General features: G+C 38.5%; 9 protein-coding genes and 2 tRNA genes. 6 read left to right on the plus strand and 5 right to left on the minus strand.

The window, feature by feature from the left end:
- Positions 1-33: 33 nt before the first annotated feature.
- The gene (locus CL818_RS00405; protein WP_286971088.1) at positions 34-951 is read right to left on the minus strand and encodes a NifU family protein; all 918 of its coding nucleotides are present in this window, start codon (positions 949-951) and stop codon (positions 34-36) included.
- 264 nt (positions 952-1215) lie between these two features.
- On the opposite strand from CL818_RS00405, the gene CL818_RS00410 reads away from it, so the two are divergent.
- A complete protein-coding gene (locus CL818_RS00410) occupies positions 1216-6888 on the plus strand; it encodes a T9SS type B sorting domain-containing protein (protein ID WP_286971090.1) in 5673 nt (1890 codons plus the stop codon).
- A 72-nt stretch (positions 6889-6960) separates the two neighbouring features.
- Here CL818_RS00410 and CL818_RS00415 read toward each other — a convergent pair whose 3' ends face one another.
- Positions 6961-8475 (minus strand): OmpP1/FadL family transporter, encoded by a 1515-nt coding sequence (locus CL818_RS00415; RefSeq protein WP_286971092.1) that lies wholly within the window; start codon positions 8473-8475, stop codon positions 6961-6963.
- A gap of 1089 nt (positions 8476-9564) precedes the next feature.
- On the opposite strand from CL818_RS00415, the gene proS reads away from it, so the two are divergent.
- From proS to rpsT, 4 genes are all read left to right on the plus strand, one after another.
- Positions 9565-11043 carry a proline--tRNA ligase gene (gene proS / locus CL818_RS00420; RefSeq protein ID WP_272973261.1) on the plus strand — a complete coding sequence of 493 codons (1479 nt, stop codon included), beginning with the start codon at positions 9565-9567 and terminating at the stop codon, positions 11041-11043.
- 68 nt (positions 11044-11111) lie between these two features.
- A tRNA-Glu gene (locus tag CL818_RS00425) sits at positions 11112-11183 on the plus strand.
- A gap of 62 nt (positions 11184-11245) precedes the next feature.
- Positions 11246-11317 (plus strand) — tRNA-Glu (locus tag CL818_RS00430).
- A 23-nt stretch (positions 11318-11340) separates the two neighbouring features.
- Positions 11341-11589: a 30S ribosomal protein S20 gene (rpsT, locus tag CL818_RS00435; RefSeq protein WP_013185979.1), complete on the plus strand. Its 249-nt coding sequence runs from the start codon at positions 11341-11343 to the stop codon at positions 11587-11589.
- A gap of 127 nt (positions 11590-11716) precedes the next feature.
- On the opposite strand, the gene rho is transcribed toward rpsT, so the two are convergent.
- Complete coding sequence (rho, locus tag CL818_RS00440; protein ID WP_286971095.1) at positions 11717-13456, minus strand: transcription termination factor Rho; 1740 nt, start codon at positions 13454-13456, stop codon at positions 11717-11719.
- 179 nt (positions 13457-13635) lie between these two features.
- Here rho and CL818_RS00445 point away from each other — a divergent pair, with 179 nt between their 5' ends.
- The gene (locus CL818_RS00445) at positions 13636-14046 is read left to right on the plus strand and encodes a DUF4293 domain-containing protein (protein WP_219360444.1); all 411 of its coding nucleotides are present in this window, start codon (positions 13636-13638) and stop codon (positions 14044-14046) included.
- A gap of 142 nt (positions 14047-14188) precedes the next feature.
- Here the strand turns inward: CL818_RS00445 and CL818_RS00450 are convergent, their stop codons facing one another.
- Together CL818_RS00450 and CL818_RS00455 are read right to left on the minus strand one after the other, a co-directional pair.
- Positions 14189-16132 (minus strand): OmpA family protein, encoded by a 1944-nt coding sequence (locus CL818_RS00450; protein WP_286971098.1) that lies wholly within the window; start codon positions 16130-16132, stop codon positions 14189-14191.
- Positions 16133-16144: 12 nt separating this feature from the next.
- Positions 16145-17101 carry a PorP/SprF family type IX secretion system membrane protein gene (locus CL818_RS00455; protein ID WP_286971100.1) on the minus strand — a complete coding sequence of 319 codons (957 nt, stop codon included), beginning with the start codon at positions 17099-17101 and terminating at the stop codon, positions 16145-16147.
- Positions 17102-17114: the final 13 nt, after the last annotated feature.

Here is a 17114-nt window from a genome sequence, read left to right on the forward strand (position 1 = left end):
GAGGCTTTTTTTTGTTACTATCTATATTATTAGTTATCCATTAATTGCAACAACATGCTCTACTTTACCATTAAGCATATCTCTAAGCATAGTTTCGATTCCGTTTTTTAATGTCATTGTAGAAGAAGGGCAACCAGAACAAGCACCCTGTAAAATCACTTTTACAGATTTTGTTTCTTCATCATAGGAGTCAAACATAATGTTTCCACCGTCACTTGCTACTGCAGGTTTTATGTATTCATCTAAAATTTCGACAATAGCTTTAGAGGTATCATCTAAATGAGATAAATCCAGTTGAGGTTTTTCTGTTGCTCCACCATTTGTTTGTGGAGCTAATTTGTTTGCTCTATGCTCTGTAACAACTGGCTTTCCAGACATTATATGTTGCGAGATAAAATCTCTAAGCTCTGTTGTAATATCGCCCCATTCTGCCATATCATACTTTTGTATAGAAACATAATTTTCATCAATAAATATTTCTTTTACAAATGGGAAGTTAAAAAGAGCTTGTGCTAACGGAGCATTAGCGGTATCATCTATACTTTTAAACTCTTCAGATTGAACCACCAATTTTTTGTTTGCAACAAATTTTAAAACAGATGGGTTAGGAGTGCTTTCCGCATAAATNGTTACTGGAACACTTTTTTTCTGAGGTGTTTTATCTGTAATAACATCTTCGCCACTGTTAAGGTACTCTANTATTTGAGATTTCACTTCATCTTGCACATCACTCCATTCGGCAATATCATATTTCTGTATTGCTATAAAATTTTGAGCTATATATACCGTTTTTACAAACGGTAAATAAAATAGTTTTTGGGCAAGCGGAGAAGGCTTCGCTTCATCTATATTATGAAATTCAAAACTATCATGTCTTGATAAAAACTTATTAGTTTCNAACTTAAGTATTGATGGATTTGAGGTTGATTGTATATCAATTGAAAACGACATAGTTATTTTTTTTGCAAAATTACGGATTAAAATAAGCAAATCTGTAATGTGGTTCTTTTTTTACATTCAGTTATACTAACCTTTATCAGTGTATTACGTTAAAATTATTGGTAACTTTAGTTAATATTATGATCAATCTATATATTTACCCGAATTACCCATTATATCTATAGCTTTATGAAGCAAGTTTTACTCTTTCTATTTTTATTATTTTTANGTTTCACATCAAGTGTTCATTCCCAGTTTATAACAGTGGATGATAGTATGTCCGTTCAAGAATTGGTTGAAGATGTACTTATATCTGGATCTTGTGCAAATGTTTCAAACTTTAATTCAGGAACAGGTACAGTCTTTAACGGTATAGGGTATTTTGATGGTAACGGATCAGATTTTCCTTTTGCTGAAGGAATAGTTCTAAGTACAGGATCTGCAACAGCAGCCGTTGGNCCTAATGATACNGGTGGTTTTGGTAGTCAAAATACAGATGCTCCTGCAGATNNAGATTTAGATCTTGCNGTCCCAACAACAGATGCTAGGCAAGATAGAACATTCATTTCTTTTGATTTTGTTCCTTTTGTAAACGAGATATCATTCAACTTCGTGTTTGCATCAGAAGAATACGACGGAGGTTTTCAATGTACATATACAGATGCATTTGCATTCTTGTTAACAGATTCTGAAGGTAATGTACAGAATTTGGCAGTATTGCCAGGAGTGGCGCCTCCTAATAACATAGTATCTGTAACAAATGTTCATCCAGATGTCCCTGGAAGTTGTGGGCCACAAAACGAAGAGTTTTTTGGACAATATAATACTGGTGCAGCTGCNGCAACATCTCCTACNGAGTTTATAGGGCAAACAACTGTAATTAGTGCTACGGGAAATGTAAATCCTGGTGAAACTTATAGAATGAAGTTAGTAATTGCAGATGATAGAGATGGTGTTTATGATTCAGCAGTTTTTTTAGAAGGCGGAAGNTTTAATTTAGGAGCCAACTTGGGAGATGATATTACAATTGAAGCAGGTACGGCATCCTGTAATGATCAAACAGTAACACTTGATGTTTCTGAAAGCTCTGCTAATGCAATAAGTTTTGCTTGGTATCAAGATGGAGTTTTAATTCCAGATGAAACAGACCCTGTTTTAGTTGTTACNGAAGAAGGTGTATATACAGTCGAAGTAGAGTATAATGTTAATTGTGTTGCTACAGACGATGTTTTAATTGAATTCGCTCCACAACCAGTAGCTAACGCACCTCAAGATATACAACTTTGTGATGATGGAGTAACACCTGTGGTATTNAATCTTACTGAAAATGATGATGATGTTTTAGGAGGTCAAGATGCTACCATGTTTAATGTTTCATATCATGAGACGATGGAAAATGCAGAAATGGATATGGCGCCAATACCAAATCCAGATATGTATCCACCAACAGNGAATCCACAAACTATTTTTGTGAGAATTGAAGATGCAGCAACAGAAAGCTGTTTTGATACAGCTCAATTTGAAATTCAATCATTCTTTGTATCAATAGGAGAGTTAGATGATTTAATAGAATGTGATACTGATAATAATGGTACTGTTATTTTTGACTTGTCAGTTAATGATGATAATGCTTTAGATGGTCAAGACCCTAATGAATTTACAGTTTCATATCATAATACTCAAGCAGATGCAGATACAGGAGATAACCCTATAGGTCCAAATTATAATAGCACTGTCTCCACCGAAACTATATTTGTAAGAGTAGAAAATAATACTAATCAGACCTGTTACGAATCTGGAAGTTTTCAAATTCAATTTTTTCAACAGCCAATAATTGCATCACAACCTCAAGACTTAGAACTATGTGATGATGGTACTGGTAATGGTGATTTTAATCTTGAAAGTAATACACCTATTGTTTTAGGGAGTCAAGATCCTANCCAATTTACGGTAACATATCATGAAACGCAGGTAGATGCAGATATGGGAGAGAACNCTATAACAGATTCAAATACCTATTCAAATACAGAAAATCCACAAACAATCTTCGTAAGGATAGAAAATAACGATAACACAGACTGTTATGAAACANCAACATTTATACTTTCGTTTTTTCAAGTTACTATTGGTGTTTTAGAAGATTTATTTGNGTGTGATCAAGGAAGTGGAGGTACAGCACTTTTTAATCTTACAGAGAATGATGATAATGCTTTAGATAATCAAAANAGTTTAGATTATTCAATAACNTATCACGATNCACAAGNAGGNGCGGATACAAATGANNCNAGTATANCAGACCCGACCATGTATACTAATACTATCAATCCTCAAACCATATATGTNCGTATTGAAAGTGATGGAAGTACAGATTGTTATGAAACAGGGACATTCCAAATTGAAGCTACCCCAAGCGCACCTATCCAGGATCCAGAGCCTTTGGAGGTGTGTGACACGGACAACGACGGTTTCTCCGAGTTCGACCTTGACAGCACGAGCAACGGCATAGCCCTCGGCAACCCTGACCTTGTTGTGACGTTCCACCCAACCCAGAGCGANGCCATNANTGGTGTCAATGACCTTTCGAGTCCCTANGGCAATGTGATGGAGGACACCCAGACGGTTTATGTTCGCGTGGAGGANGACATCAACGGCTGCGTTCTTTTCACCGAGCTTGAGCTGATCGTTTATGACAGTCCTCTTCTCGAGACACCAGACCCGCTGGTGCTTTGTGATCTAGGCAGTGACGGCGAGGAGGTCTTCGACCTGACGCAGGCAGAGATGCAGATCCTTGACGGTCTTGACCCTGCACTCTACGACATCACCTACCACGAGACACTTATGCAGGCGATGGACAATATGGGAGCCATCGGCAACCCGACGGCATATACGAATCAGGGCAACCCNCAGACGATCTACGTCCGGGTGACGGACCCATCGAACATGGCCGACTGCAACAACATCGTAGAGCTTGAGCTCAGGGTACGTGACCTTCCGGCTGCGAACCAGCCTGAGGAGCTTGAGGTGTGTGATGACGAGACCGGCGTGGACACCGAGGATGAGGTCGCGACGTTCGACCTGACGACGATGGACANGGTGATCAACGGCGANGCCAATGTGGACATCTTCTATTACGAGACCACGGCGGACATCCCTGGCAACCCTATCGCAGACCCTGAGAGCTATGTTAACATAGCAAACCCTCAGACCCTGGAGGTGAGGGTCGAGGATGAGTTCGGGTGTGAGAACTTCACGACATTGACCCTTGTGGTAAACCCGAATCCGAGCATTGCCGATATGATCTTCGAGTATGAGCTCTGCGACATCGACAATGACGGCGTGGAGGAGTTCGACCTTGAGAGCCAGACGATGACGATACTGAACAACGAGCCTGATGTGAGCATCACCTACCACGAGACGATGGCCGAGGCGGAGATGGGCACCGATGCGATCGATACGACGCAGCCCTACCAGAACACGGAGGCCAACGTCGATGATATCTACATACGAGCGGAGAATGACATCACTGGCTGTACGACCATCCGCCAGCTTGACCTGATCGTGACGGCCTCACCTGAGATCGAGAGCCTGGATGACCTATTCCAGTGTGACGACGACGGGGACGGCGAGGCGATCTTCGACCTTACCCAGAACACCCCTAATGCGTTGGGCACGACCCAGCCGGATGTGACGGTGAGCTACCATGAGAGNGAGACAGAGGCTGAGGACGGCACGATGCCGATCTCGATGCCACAGATGTACGAGAACCAGACCAACCCTCAGACCATCTGGATACGCCTTGAGGGCGATGATACCCAGTGTGTGACGGTAGGCAGCTTCGAGATCACGGTTGAGGCCCTTCCCGTGGTGAATGCCCCTACGGCACTCAGAATCTGTAATGACGACTATGACGACCCTGCGATCACGACCTTCGACCTTACGGTGAAGGACGAGGAGATCACCGGTCAGAGCCCGGTACTGTCGAACATAGAGGTATACTACTACGAGAGCCAGGCAGACCTGGACAATGACAATCCTATAGCGGATCCTGCGATGTATGAGAATACGCAGAACAACCAGACGATCTTCGTTGAGGTTGTGGACACGGCCACGATGGGGCAATGCTCCGATACCACGACGATGACCCTTACGGTATTGCCGTTACCATCACCTAGCAGTACCAACGAGAACGGAGAGCTTGACCAGGAATCCTGTGATGACAGCGACGGAATTATCGACACCATGGCTGACTTCGACCTTACGGCAAGTGGGGATGTGATCGCGATGGGAGAGAACGTCGATTTGACATACCACCTGAGTGAGCAGGATGCCCTTGACAACATCAACGCCATCCCTGCAGCAGAGGAGACGGCATACAATACAGTGACGCGCACGATATGGGTACGCGTGGAGAACGGTAACCAGAACAATACCTGCTCTGTTCTTGTAAGCTTCGAGGTGGTGGTCAACGCCAATCCAGTACTTACGGACACGTCCTACACGGCAGCACTCTGCGAGCCTGAGGATACCACGCCGGGCGTTACGGCCTTCGATGCACAGGAGGTGACCAACAACCTTGTTCCAGACCTGTTGGCAACACCTATAGCAGACTTCACGGTGACCTATCACTTCACGCAGGCAGAGGCAGACATGGGTGTCAATGCGATCCCTGACGGCTTCCTGTTCAGCGAGGCNGTGAACAATCCTGTATATATCAGGGTNGTNGACAANACGACGATGACACAGTGCTACAACAGCGACAACCTCGCGGAGCTGACCATAACGGTGGACACGCAGCCGGAGTTCGTGATGGGAGATGTGGATGATATCTTCCTGTGTGCAGACAGCGCCATGGACCAGGACACCTCCACGATGTTCGACCTCACGGTTAGGGACGGGCAGATAGACGGATCGATGAATCCTGACACCGAGGTTGTGTACTATGCAAGCCAGGCGGACTATGATGCAGGTATCGAGATAGATGCTGCGGATGCNGTGATGTATACCAATACGGTAAATCCCCAGACGATCATCGCCGAGCTGTTCAACCCGGTGACGGGCTGCCGCAGTGACGGTACGGTGGAGTTCGACCTTGTGGTACAGTCGCTTCCGGTACTTCCGGCTGCGCTTCAGATGCCTCAGGGCGATATCGTGTGTACGGACGCTCAGGGCAATGTGCTCTCTCCGTTTGATATCGGTTATGACCTTGGTGCGACAGACGGACTTGAGTATACCTATGACTGGACGCCTGACAATATTGATGCAGATGGCGACGGCAACGAGGATGCGATCTATACGGTGACCAGCCTTACACAGGCCACCACCTACAGTGTGGTGATCACCAGGGTTAATGATCCGGTCTCGGGAATGCCTAGCTGTGAGAACGGTCTTGATGAGAACGGCAATCCTTATACGGTGACCTTCACGCCAAGCTCTGCGCCGTTCGCGGCCAATGCCAGTGTGACGGAGACCTCGTTCAACGAGGAGGCGGAGTATACGGTGACGGTGACACCNTTGGGTCAGGACGGGCAACCANTACCATTGGAGGATTACCTCTACAGGATAGATGACGGTCCGCTGCAGACCTCCAACGTGTTCACTGGTGTGGGTCCTGGNAGCCATNTAGGCTATGCNGTGGATGTGGAAGGCTGCGGCGAGGTCGGTGACCCATTCGGGATCATAGACTACCCGAGGTTCTTCACCCCTAATGGAGACGGCTACAACGACACTTGGAATATCATAGGGATAGATGGGCAACCTGCGGCTAAAATTTATATCTTTGACCGCTATGGGAAGCTGCTCAAGCAGTTGAGTCCAACGGGCAACGGATGGGACGGGACCTTCAACGGTCGTGTGCTTCCTAGCGACGACTACTGGTTCAGCGTCGAGTTCGTGGAGCCGGCTGACGGATCCATACAGGAGTTCAGAGCTAACTTTACATTGAAACGATAATAATATAAGTATATAGATACAAAAAAAAGGCTTCAATANTATTGAAGCCTTTTTTTTNGAGAAAAGATTGTTTTATAAGCCAAAACTTAGTGTTGCTGTAAAACTTGAATTCGTAGTGTCTATATTAGCCCTATTTGTTAAACCAATACTATAAAGTTGAGGAGATCTGTCTTGCTCATATATATCATAGGCTAAACCTAACTTTATATTTCCAAAATCATAACCAAAACCTGCTGAATACCCTTTTAGGTCACCTATTGTAGTTTCATCTTTATATGGACTTTCTTGGTAGCGAAAACCACCTCTCAAACTCCATTCTCTTATTCTATATTCTCCTCCAATATTTATGGAAGTTGCTCCTTGAAGTGTGTTTTTTATATTGTTGTTTAAATCTGCAAATGTATTGCTGCTATTAAACTGTGAGTCAAATTCAGTGTTAGAATAGTCTTTGTATGAGTAGTCTAAACTAATTAATCCTTGTTTGCCAAATAATATAGCGCCACTTAGAGTATATTTTCCTGGAGTTTTAAAATTATATTCAGGATAAATATTTATAACATTTGGATTTACAACAGCAGAACCTTCATCGTTACTAAAAGTATCTAAATATTGAGTTGTTTCTTCAGAAATGTTATACCAAGTCGGTGTTTCAAGACTTAANCCTAATCGAAACATAGNTGAAACTTTATAAATNCCTCCTACTTGGGCTGAAAAGCCNTTCCCAAATGTTCTCAANTTATTTTCAAAGAAAATTTCATTAATACCACTGCCAGAATTATTATTAGTTTCAAATAATACTGTTTGTCTTTCATAATCTATAAAATGTGTATTTAAATTTACACCTAGGTATAAGTCATCATTTATCTGTGCACCACCATTTATAGAGAATTTTCCATTTAAACCATTTGATCGGTAAGCGTAATCTTGTAAGAAATTGCCGTTTGTTAGATTAGATATATAGGNAGTATTATCTGGATCGTCCATCTCGGGATCAATAATAAAACCTTGAAATCCTAAAAAGGCTTGTTGTGCAGCATAGNCTTGTGTTTCGCCTAAAAATGAATATAAGCTAGATATGCTTTCGCCATCTTGTAATTGCAAGAGATCTAAAGGAATCCCTTGAGCATTTTCAAGAAAAAATTGATCAATAGAATTTTGAGTTTCTCCAAAGGCAAAATACTCATCATCTAGATTTTGAGTTAAATTATAATTTAANCCTAAAGTGAATTTTTTAAAGGCTGCATTTTCATCTCTGTTATTAAATACAAATACACCGCCAAGTTGATTTAATTTTCCAGATGTATCATCATTTATTGCTAAGCCATCTCCATAAAAACTATCATTAGATANAGTATAACCACTAATAGAAAGAGAAGCTGTACTATTAAGAAATACTGCAGAACTTGCTGGATTGTTCCCTATCGCAGATAAGTCTCCACCTAAAGCTCCAAAGGCTCCACTCATTGCTCTGTATCTTGCAGTTCCTGTAACATTTTCAGAGCTAAATAATACTGCGTCTGAGACGTCTTGAGCTTTCATAGAAATGGCGGTAATACATACCGCCATTGTAATAAATATCTTTTTCATAATAAATAAGTTTTTTAAATTTTATCTTCCACCACCTCTTCTTGAGNTTCCGCCAGAAGAACGTCTTACTCCAGATGAGCTACTACTTGAAGAACGTCTAATAGTTGAGCCAGACCCTGAGCTTCTTGTACTACCNGATGATCTTCTAATGGTNGAAGATGATCTTGTTGTTGATCTACTAGAAGGAGTAACTCTACGTTGTGGTGAAGTAGATCTAGTTCTTACATTGTTGCTAGAACTTGAACGCCTAACCCTTGTTGAGTTACTTCTAACTCTTGTGTTGGAAGAACTTCTGTTAGCATTAACATTGTTACTTCTGCTTATTCTGTTAGAGTTGCTTCTTGTGTAATTTCCGTTTTGATTAGTTCTGTTCACATAATTAGTGTATGCAGACCTTCTGCCATTAGAATAGGCGATTCCGTTGGTAGTATANTAATTATTTCCATAATAGTAAGGATAATTATTAAACCCANAATAAGGACTGTAAAACCCTGCATAATAAGGGCTAAATCCACCGTAGAAATATGGGTTGCCAAAGAAACCGTAACCAAAGCCTCTTCCGTAAAAACCTCCGTATCCATAAAAACCACCATATGCGTATGGGTTATAGAACCCAGAGTTATAGTAATTTATTGATACTGTAGAAGCGTTGTCTCCCCANGAACCGTAACCACCATTATATGTGGTGTCGTCGTAAATTTCATCTCCTTCATAATTTGAATTAGAAGAATAGGATTCAATATCTGTGAAAATTGCATTCTCTTCAGGAACNCTTTCATATTGATAAGATTTTTCAGCAAATAGGTTAGCATAGTAGTTGTCAGAACCTTGAGGAACTTCCTCATAATATTCTTCACCAGTACTTGTGCCATAAATTCCGTCGTTATTGCTACCAACGTATTCATAAGAACCACAAGAAACAAGTGTTATTGTCGCAACTAGCATAANTGCTAATTTATGTGTANATAATAAAGATGTAATAACTCGCATAACTTGATGGTATTAATTGTTGAACGTTATAAAAATAGTTAGTTTTGCGCTAAGCTATTTTTAACTAGTTAGTCACAAGATTTGTGCCAAAATTACAAAATGGGAAAGAACTTAACGTCTAGAAATGAGGATTATTCCAAATGGTATAACGAGTTAGTTGTACAGGCAGACTTGGCTGAAAACTCGGCTGTAAGAGGTTGTATGGTAATAAAACCATACGGTTATGCTATATGGGAAAAAATGCAGGCTCAATTAGATAAACGTTTTAAGGAAACGGGTCATCAAAATGCGTATTTCCCTCTATTTGTACCTAAAAGTTTATTTGAGGCAGAAGAGAAGAATGCAGAAGGTTTTGCAAAAGAGTGTGCTGTTGTTACCCACTACAGGCTAAAAACCGATGAGGATAACCCTGGAAAACTAATAGTAGATCCTGAAGCTAAACTAGAAGAAGAGTTGGTTGTAAGACCAACTTCAGAAGCAATAATCTGGAACACCTATAAAGGTTGGATCCAGTCCTATAGAGATCTTCCTTTATTAATTAATCAATGGGCAAATGTTGTTAGATGGGAAATGAGAACCCGTTTGTTTTTAAGGACAGCAGAATTTTTATGGCAAGAAGGTCATACGGCACACGCTACAAGAGAAGAGGCTCTTGCTGAAACAGAGCAAATGAATAATATTTATGCTGAATTTGTAGAAAATTTTATGGCTATACCAGTTATAAAGGGAGCAAAGACAGAAAGTGAAAGATTTGCGGGTGCAGTTGAAACCTATTGTATTGAAGCTTTAATGCAAGATGGAAAAGCTTTACAGGCTGGAACGTCACATTTTTTAGGGCAAAATTTTGCTGAAGCTTTTGATGTTAAATTTACCTCGAAAGAAGGGAAGCAAGAATACGTTTGGGCTACATCGTGGGGAGTTTCAACACGACTTATGGGGGCATTAATAATGACTCATTCAGATGATAAAGGGTTAGTATTACCTCCTAATTTAGCGCCAATTCAAGTTGTAATTGTGCCTATTTATAGAAATGATGAGCAGTTTAATGCTATTTCAGAAGAAGCTAAATTGTTAACTGAAGAATTAAGAGCTGTAGGTATTTCTGTGAAATTTGATGGTAGGGACACACATAAGCCGGGTTGGAAATTTGCTCAATACGAATTACAAGGAGTACCTTTAAGAATTGCAATAGGACCTAAGGATCTAGAAAATGGTACTGTCGAGCTTGCTCGAAGAGATACTTTAACGAAGGAGTTTGTAAAAAGAGAGGATGTAGTTGCTAAAGCAAAAGGGCTAATGACAGAAATTCAAGATACTCTGTTGAAAAAAGCACTAGATTTTAGGAATGATCATATTACCGAAGTTGATGATTTTAAAGAATTTAAAAAAGTATTAAAAAACAAAGGTGGCTTTATAAGTGCACATTGGGATGGTACAACAGAAACAGAAGATAGAATTAAAGAATACACAAAAGCAACAATACGTTGTATACCATTTGATGGTAAAAAAGAAGAAGGAATATGCGTGCTAACCGGCAAGCCATCTTCTCAACGTGTATTATTTGCAAAAGCATATTAAAAAAATTAAATCAATGTTTGTGACTTTAAAAAATAGTTGTATTTTTGCATCCGCTAATTAGCAAAACTGGTCCGTTCGTCTAGGGGTTAGGACGCATGGTTTTCATCCATGTAACAGGGGTTCGATTCCCCTACGGACTACTAAAGTTTTAAGAGTGTATAATATTATTCTTATATTCTTAAGACAATTAAATAATAATTACGGTCCGTTCGTCTAGGGGTTAGGACGCATGGTTTTCATCCATGTAACAGGGGTTCGATTCCCCTACGGACTACTATAAGTTAACAAACAGAAATTATGGCAAATCATAAGTCAGCGTTAAAAAGAATTCGTAACAGTGAGACTAAACGTCTTAGAAACCGTTACCAACACAAAACAACGCGTAATGCTATCAAGAAGTTGAAAGAGGCAGATAAGGAAGAGGCAACAAAATTACTTCCTTCTGTAAACTCTATGATTGATAAGTTGGCTAAAAATAATGTTATTCATAGTAACAAAGCTGGTCACTTAAAATCTCAGTTAGCAAAGCACGTAGCGGCTTTATAATACAAAGCTAACTCTTAACAATATTAAACTTCTCGATAACATCGAGAAGTTTTTTGTGTTATAAATTCAAATAAAAAAGCGCCTTCTATTTAAAGAAGGCGCTTTAGTTGTTTGTTATATTTAGCTTTTAGCCATTCATTGAAATTAAGAACTCTTCATTGTTCTTAGTTTGCTTAAATCTATCGTTTATAAATTCCATAGCTTCAACAGGGTTCATATCTGCTAAGTATTTTCGCATAATCCACATGCGTTGTATAGTCTTTTCATCTAAAAGCAGGTCGTCACGACGAGTGCTAGAAGAAGTAAGATCAATAGCAGGGAAAATTCTTCTATTAGCGATCTTTCTATCTAGTTGAAGTTCCATATTTCCTGTTCCTTTAAACTCTTCAAATATTACTTCGTCCATTTTAGAGCCTGTATCTGTAAGCGCCGTGGCGATAATAGATAAAGATCCGCCTCCTTCAATATTTCTTGCAGCACCAAAGAAACGTTTTGGTTTGTGTAGTGCATTAGCATCTACACCACCACTTAGTACTTTACCACTAGCAGGTTGTACTGTATTGTATGCTCTCGCTAAACGTGTAATAGAATCTAATAATATAACCACATCGTGGCCACATTCTACCAAGCGCTTAGCTTTTTCTAATACAATGTTTGCAACTCTTACGTGTTCATGTGCTTCTTTATCAAAAGTAGAGGCTACTACCTCTCCTTTTACATTGCGCTGCATGTCTGTAACCTCTTCAGGTCTTTCATCTATTAATAGGATGATCTGATAAACTTCTGGATGATTTGCTGCAATTGCATTTGCAACATCTTTTAAAAGCATTGTTTTACCAGTTTTAGGCTGGGAAACAATCATACCACGTTGTCCTTTACCAATAGGTGAGAATAAATCTATAATTCGGGTTGAAATTGTGCTCTGGCGTTCTGCAAGGTTAAATTTTTCTTGCGGAAATAATGGAGTTAAGTGTTCAAAAGAAACTCGATCTCTTACTACGCTAGGNTTTAANCCATTAATTTTATTAATTTTAATTANTGGAAAGTATTTCTCGCCCTCTTTTGGAGGTCTAACTTGTCCATGTACGGTATCTCCAGTTTTTAAACCAAAAAGTCTAACTTGAGATTGAGATACATATATATCATCTGGNGACGAAAGATAGTTATAGTCTGAAGATCTTAAGAAGCCATAGCCATCTTGCATCATGTCTAAAACACCTTCACTCTCTATAATCGCATCAAACTCATAGTCTGGTTCTTTATAGCGGTTTCTGGTGTCTCTGTTGCCTTTATTATTTTGCTTACTGTTGCGATTGTCATTCTTNGAGTTATTTCTATTATCACTTTTAGGATGACGGTTATCATTAGAAGACTTAGTATCGTTATTTGAGCGATTATCTGTCTTACTACTGTTAGAGTTTTGCTGTGCCTTAGGATTTGGTCTCTTGTTTGCAGGAGCTGGTTTAGTCTCTTTAGATTCTTTTGCTATAGGCTTTTGTTTTTTGTCTTCTTGACTAGNCGTTGCCCCTTTTNCAGGCTTGGGCCTAGNGTTTTTTTGATTAGCTCTTGGAGCCCTAGCTGGTTTAGTTTTTTGCTCTGCTTTAGTAGAAGAATCCTTTGTAGTAGCTTGCTTTGGTTTAGAGTCCGATGATTTCTTTGTGGTCTCAGAATTTGTCTTTTGAGAATCACTTTGTTTATCGTCACTTAAAACCTCTTTTACTTTGTGAGGGTTTGCTGCTTGGTAATCTAAGATTTGATATACTAAGTCTAATTTTTTTAAGCTTCTGTATTTAGGAACTTCAAGTGTTTTAGCCATTTCCTGTAATTCAGGTAATTTCTTGGCTTTTAATGCGTTAATGTCTAACATGTAATGTTTTAGAATTAATGGGGTGAAAATTGTCCAGAAGAAGGACGTTGTTTATGAAAGTGTTAAGTAACCTATATTGAAATGGTTACGAATGGTTAATGCAATTATACAACATTATTTATAAATTTTCTCCCAATTTTGTTAAATAAGCCTTATTTTTGACGCCAATAATTTGTTAAATGATACAACGAATACAGTCTGTTTATTTACTTTTAGTCATCATAATTAGTGGTGCATTACCTTTCTTTGTAACACTTTGGAAAGATGCAGAAGGTGCTGCAGTTGTAGCTTTAGATGAACCAATTGTATTTGGAATGTATATAGGATCATCTGCTTTAGCAATTATTGCTTTATTAGCATTTAAAAATAGAAAGCTTCAATTTGTATTGGGGCGTTTAAATATAATATTAAACTTTATTTTACTAGGATTATTTGTGTATTGGTCACTAAGGGTGCCTGGAGAGATGAATATCTCTGAGAAAGGCATTGGGATGCTCTTACCGATTATTTCTATCGTTTTTTTAGTGTTGGCGAATAAGGCCATAATGAGGGACGAGAATCTCGTAAAATCTGTTGATCGATTACGATAAACCTTACATCTTAGTATCTATTAGTGCGTAAGCCCGAAGTGAAGACTTCGGGCTTTTACGTTTTTTATATTTATCCATNAAAAAAACACCTAAGGTTTTAACCTTAGGTGTTAGTAATCAATTAAGANTTGCTGGTTGAGNATTATCGTTTTAAAATGATAAAATCTGATCGTCTGTTTACATCGTGTTCTTCATCGCTACATTTTACGCCATCTTTACATTCGTTTAAAAGGCGTTGCTCACCGTAACCTTGTGCACTTACAATACGTTCTTCTGCTATGCCTTGAGAGTATATATATTGTTGTGTGGCTTTTGCTCTTCGGTCTGATAAGCTATAGTTGTATTTCTTAGAACCTCTCGAGTCTGTATGAGACTCAATATTAATAACCATATCTGGATAAAAGTTCATAAGCTTAACGGCTTTGTCTAAGACAGCTGCAGCTTGTGGTGTGATATCAGCTTTATCAAAATCAAAGTAAATAGTTTCTAAATCTATTTTTTCTTGTTTTGTAGTTTCATCTACTACTATCATATCTTTAGCTCGCTCAAGCTCAAAATCTATAGATTCATTTTCCTCACCATCTACATCACCTGTTTCTCCAATTTTCTCTTGTTCAAAATAATCTTCCTTTTCTGCAAGTATGGTAACTTTGGTAAGGCAAGGTAATTTAATTTCATAATTTCCATCTGCATCAGTCTTTAATATAGAAATAGTTTCATTTAAGCTGTCTTTAACTGTAACAGTTACCTCTGCAAGATTTTCTTTAGTTCTTAAGTCTTTTATGTTTCCAAACAAGATTTGATCACAAGGAATTGGTTCTTTAGTGAAATAATAAATATCATCATCACCAACACCTTGTGTTCTGTTAGACGCAAGGTAACCAGTCATTCCATCTGTATTAAACACCATAGAAAAATCATCATAAGATGTGTTTACAGTTTTTCCTAAATTTTGAAGANTAGTAAAATCTTCAGTATCTCTATTAAATTCAATTTGAAAAACATCCAACCCTCCAAAACCTACATGGCCATTAGAAGCAAAGTATAATACACCGTCTTTCATATGTGGAAAGAAATCATTTCCTGAAGTATTAATTTCAGGGCCTGCATTTTTAGGTGTGGTTAGTTTACCACTTGGAGTGATTTTACAGTAATAAATGTCTGAACCGCCATAGCCTTGTTCCATATCTGATGCGAAGAAGAAATACTTGCCGTCATCACTAATAGATGGATGCCCTACTGAATACGAATCACTATTAAAGTTTANTTCTTCCCTGTTTTTTATGACTCCATTTTTTAGTTCGCCACTATAAAGTTTAAAGTTATTTTCTCTCTCACTATCTAACACTAATTTATTTTTATTGATGTTACTTGAAGCAAAGAAAACAATATTGGTGTCTGGCATAATAGCTAGTGTTGCATCATGATAGTCGCTTTTGCTTGATTTTGAGAATGGTTTAGCATCTATCAAGTCTCCATCTTCACCTTTAGTAGCTATATAAAGGCTTAAATAAGGCTGTTCATTCCAAGAATATAATTCTTTAGAGTTTCCGGTACGTGATGAAGAAAACACAATACTATCTCCAAANATTACNGGAGCAAAGTCTGAATATTTTGAATTGGCAGATATATTCATCAACCTATATTCTGAATCTTCTTCGGAATTTAATAANTCTAAAAAAGCATCATATTGTTTTTTGTAAGTATTTAAAGNTTCATCATCATTAGATTCTTTTAGGGCTTTGAGCGCTACTTTATGTGCAAACTCATAATCTTCCTCGCTTCTTAATGTCCTNACGTATCTAGAAATGTAAGGCTCTTTAATATCTGGCTTTCTATTAAAAGCTCTTTGATAGTATTGCTTTGCTTTTGAAGTGTTGTAAATGAAATAATTTGCATCTCCAGCATTTAAAAGTGTTTGTATTTCTACTTCACCTTCATATTCGGCTAGAAACTCTTTATAAGCCTCTGCAGCCTTTGTGTACGCCTGAGTCTTAAATAACTTGTCTGCATTCTTTAAACTAGATTGAGACATGCTGGGTAGCGAGAGAAACAAACCTATAAGTAATGTAATATATATTTTCATGTTGTCAGGGTTTTAAAAGAAACGAGGAGATTCGATTATTTCTATTTTTGGAGGTGCAGTATATCTTAATATAAGTTCGTGTGTACCATCATTATAGTTTGATAATTCTGTTGTAGATGCGTCATAAGAGTATCCCGCAAAAAATCCTTTTAAAACTTCAAAACCAACAACGCCACTAAATGAATCTTCAAACCTGTACGAAGCTCCTAATGTAAGCCTGTCATACAATAANAANTTTGCAGAAACATCTACCACTAAAGGTGTGCCGTCTAAATATTTAGCTAAAAATGCTGGTTTAAANTTTAAATCTTGGCTAAAGTCGAANACATAACCACCAATAAGAAAATATTGTATTTCTTCCTCAGCAACTGCTTCGTCGTTATCGTCATAAAAATCATCAGACAAGAAATCTGGAATAGACAAGCCTAAATACCAGTTGTTAGAGTGTAGGTATAAACCACCTCCAAGATTCACACTTGCACGGTTGTCTATATTGTTATTTAATTGATCATTTGGGTTTACAAAATCACCTTCTGTAAAATCGACATTAAAAATCCTGACACCTGTTTTTAANCCAAAAGCTAATTTTGCTGTAGGATTAACTTGTACGGTATATGAGAAATTAGCATCTGCAAAAAATTGCTTGGCAGGTCCTAATTTATCATTTGTAAGGTTNAGGCCTACACCCACTTTTTCATTTCTTAAAGGTGANTGTATTCCTAAATTTTGAGTAACTGGAGCACCATCTATTCCACGCCATTGATCTCTATAGGTTCCTACAATATCTAATGTTTGTAAAGAACCTGCATAGGCTGGATTAATACTCATTGTGTTATACATATATTGTGTAAACTGAGGTGTTTGTTGAGCAGATGTTGTGTTGGTAAAACCAAACAAGATTGCGAGCAAAACAATACAGCCCACAGAAGCTTTTGTATTAAAAGACTTGAATTGACTACGATTTTTCATAGAATTGGAGTTG

This window comes from Croceibacter sp., assembly GCF_002716225.1.
Lineage (GTDB): Bacteria > Bacteroidota > Bacteroidia > Flavobacteriales > Flavobacteriaceae > Croceibacter > Croceibacter atlanticus.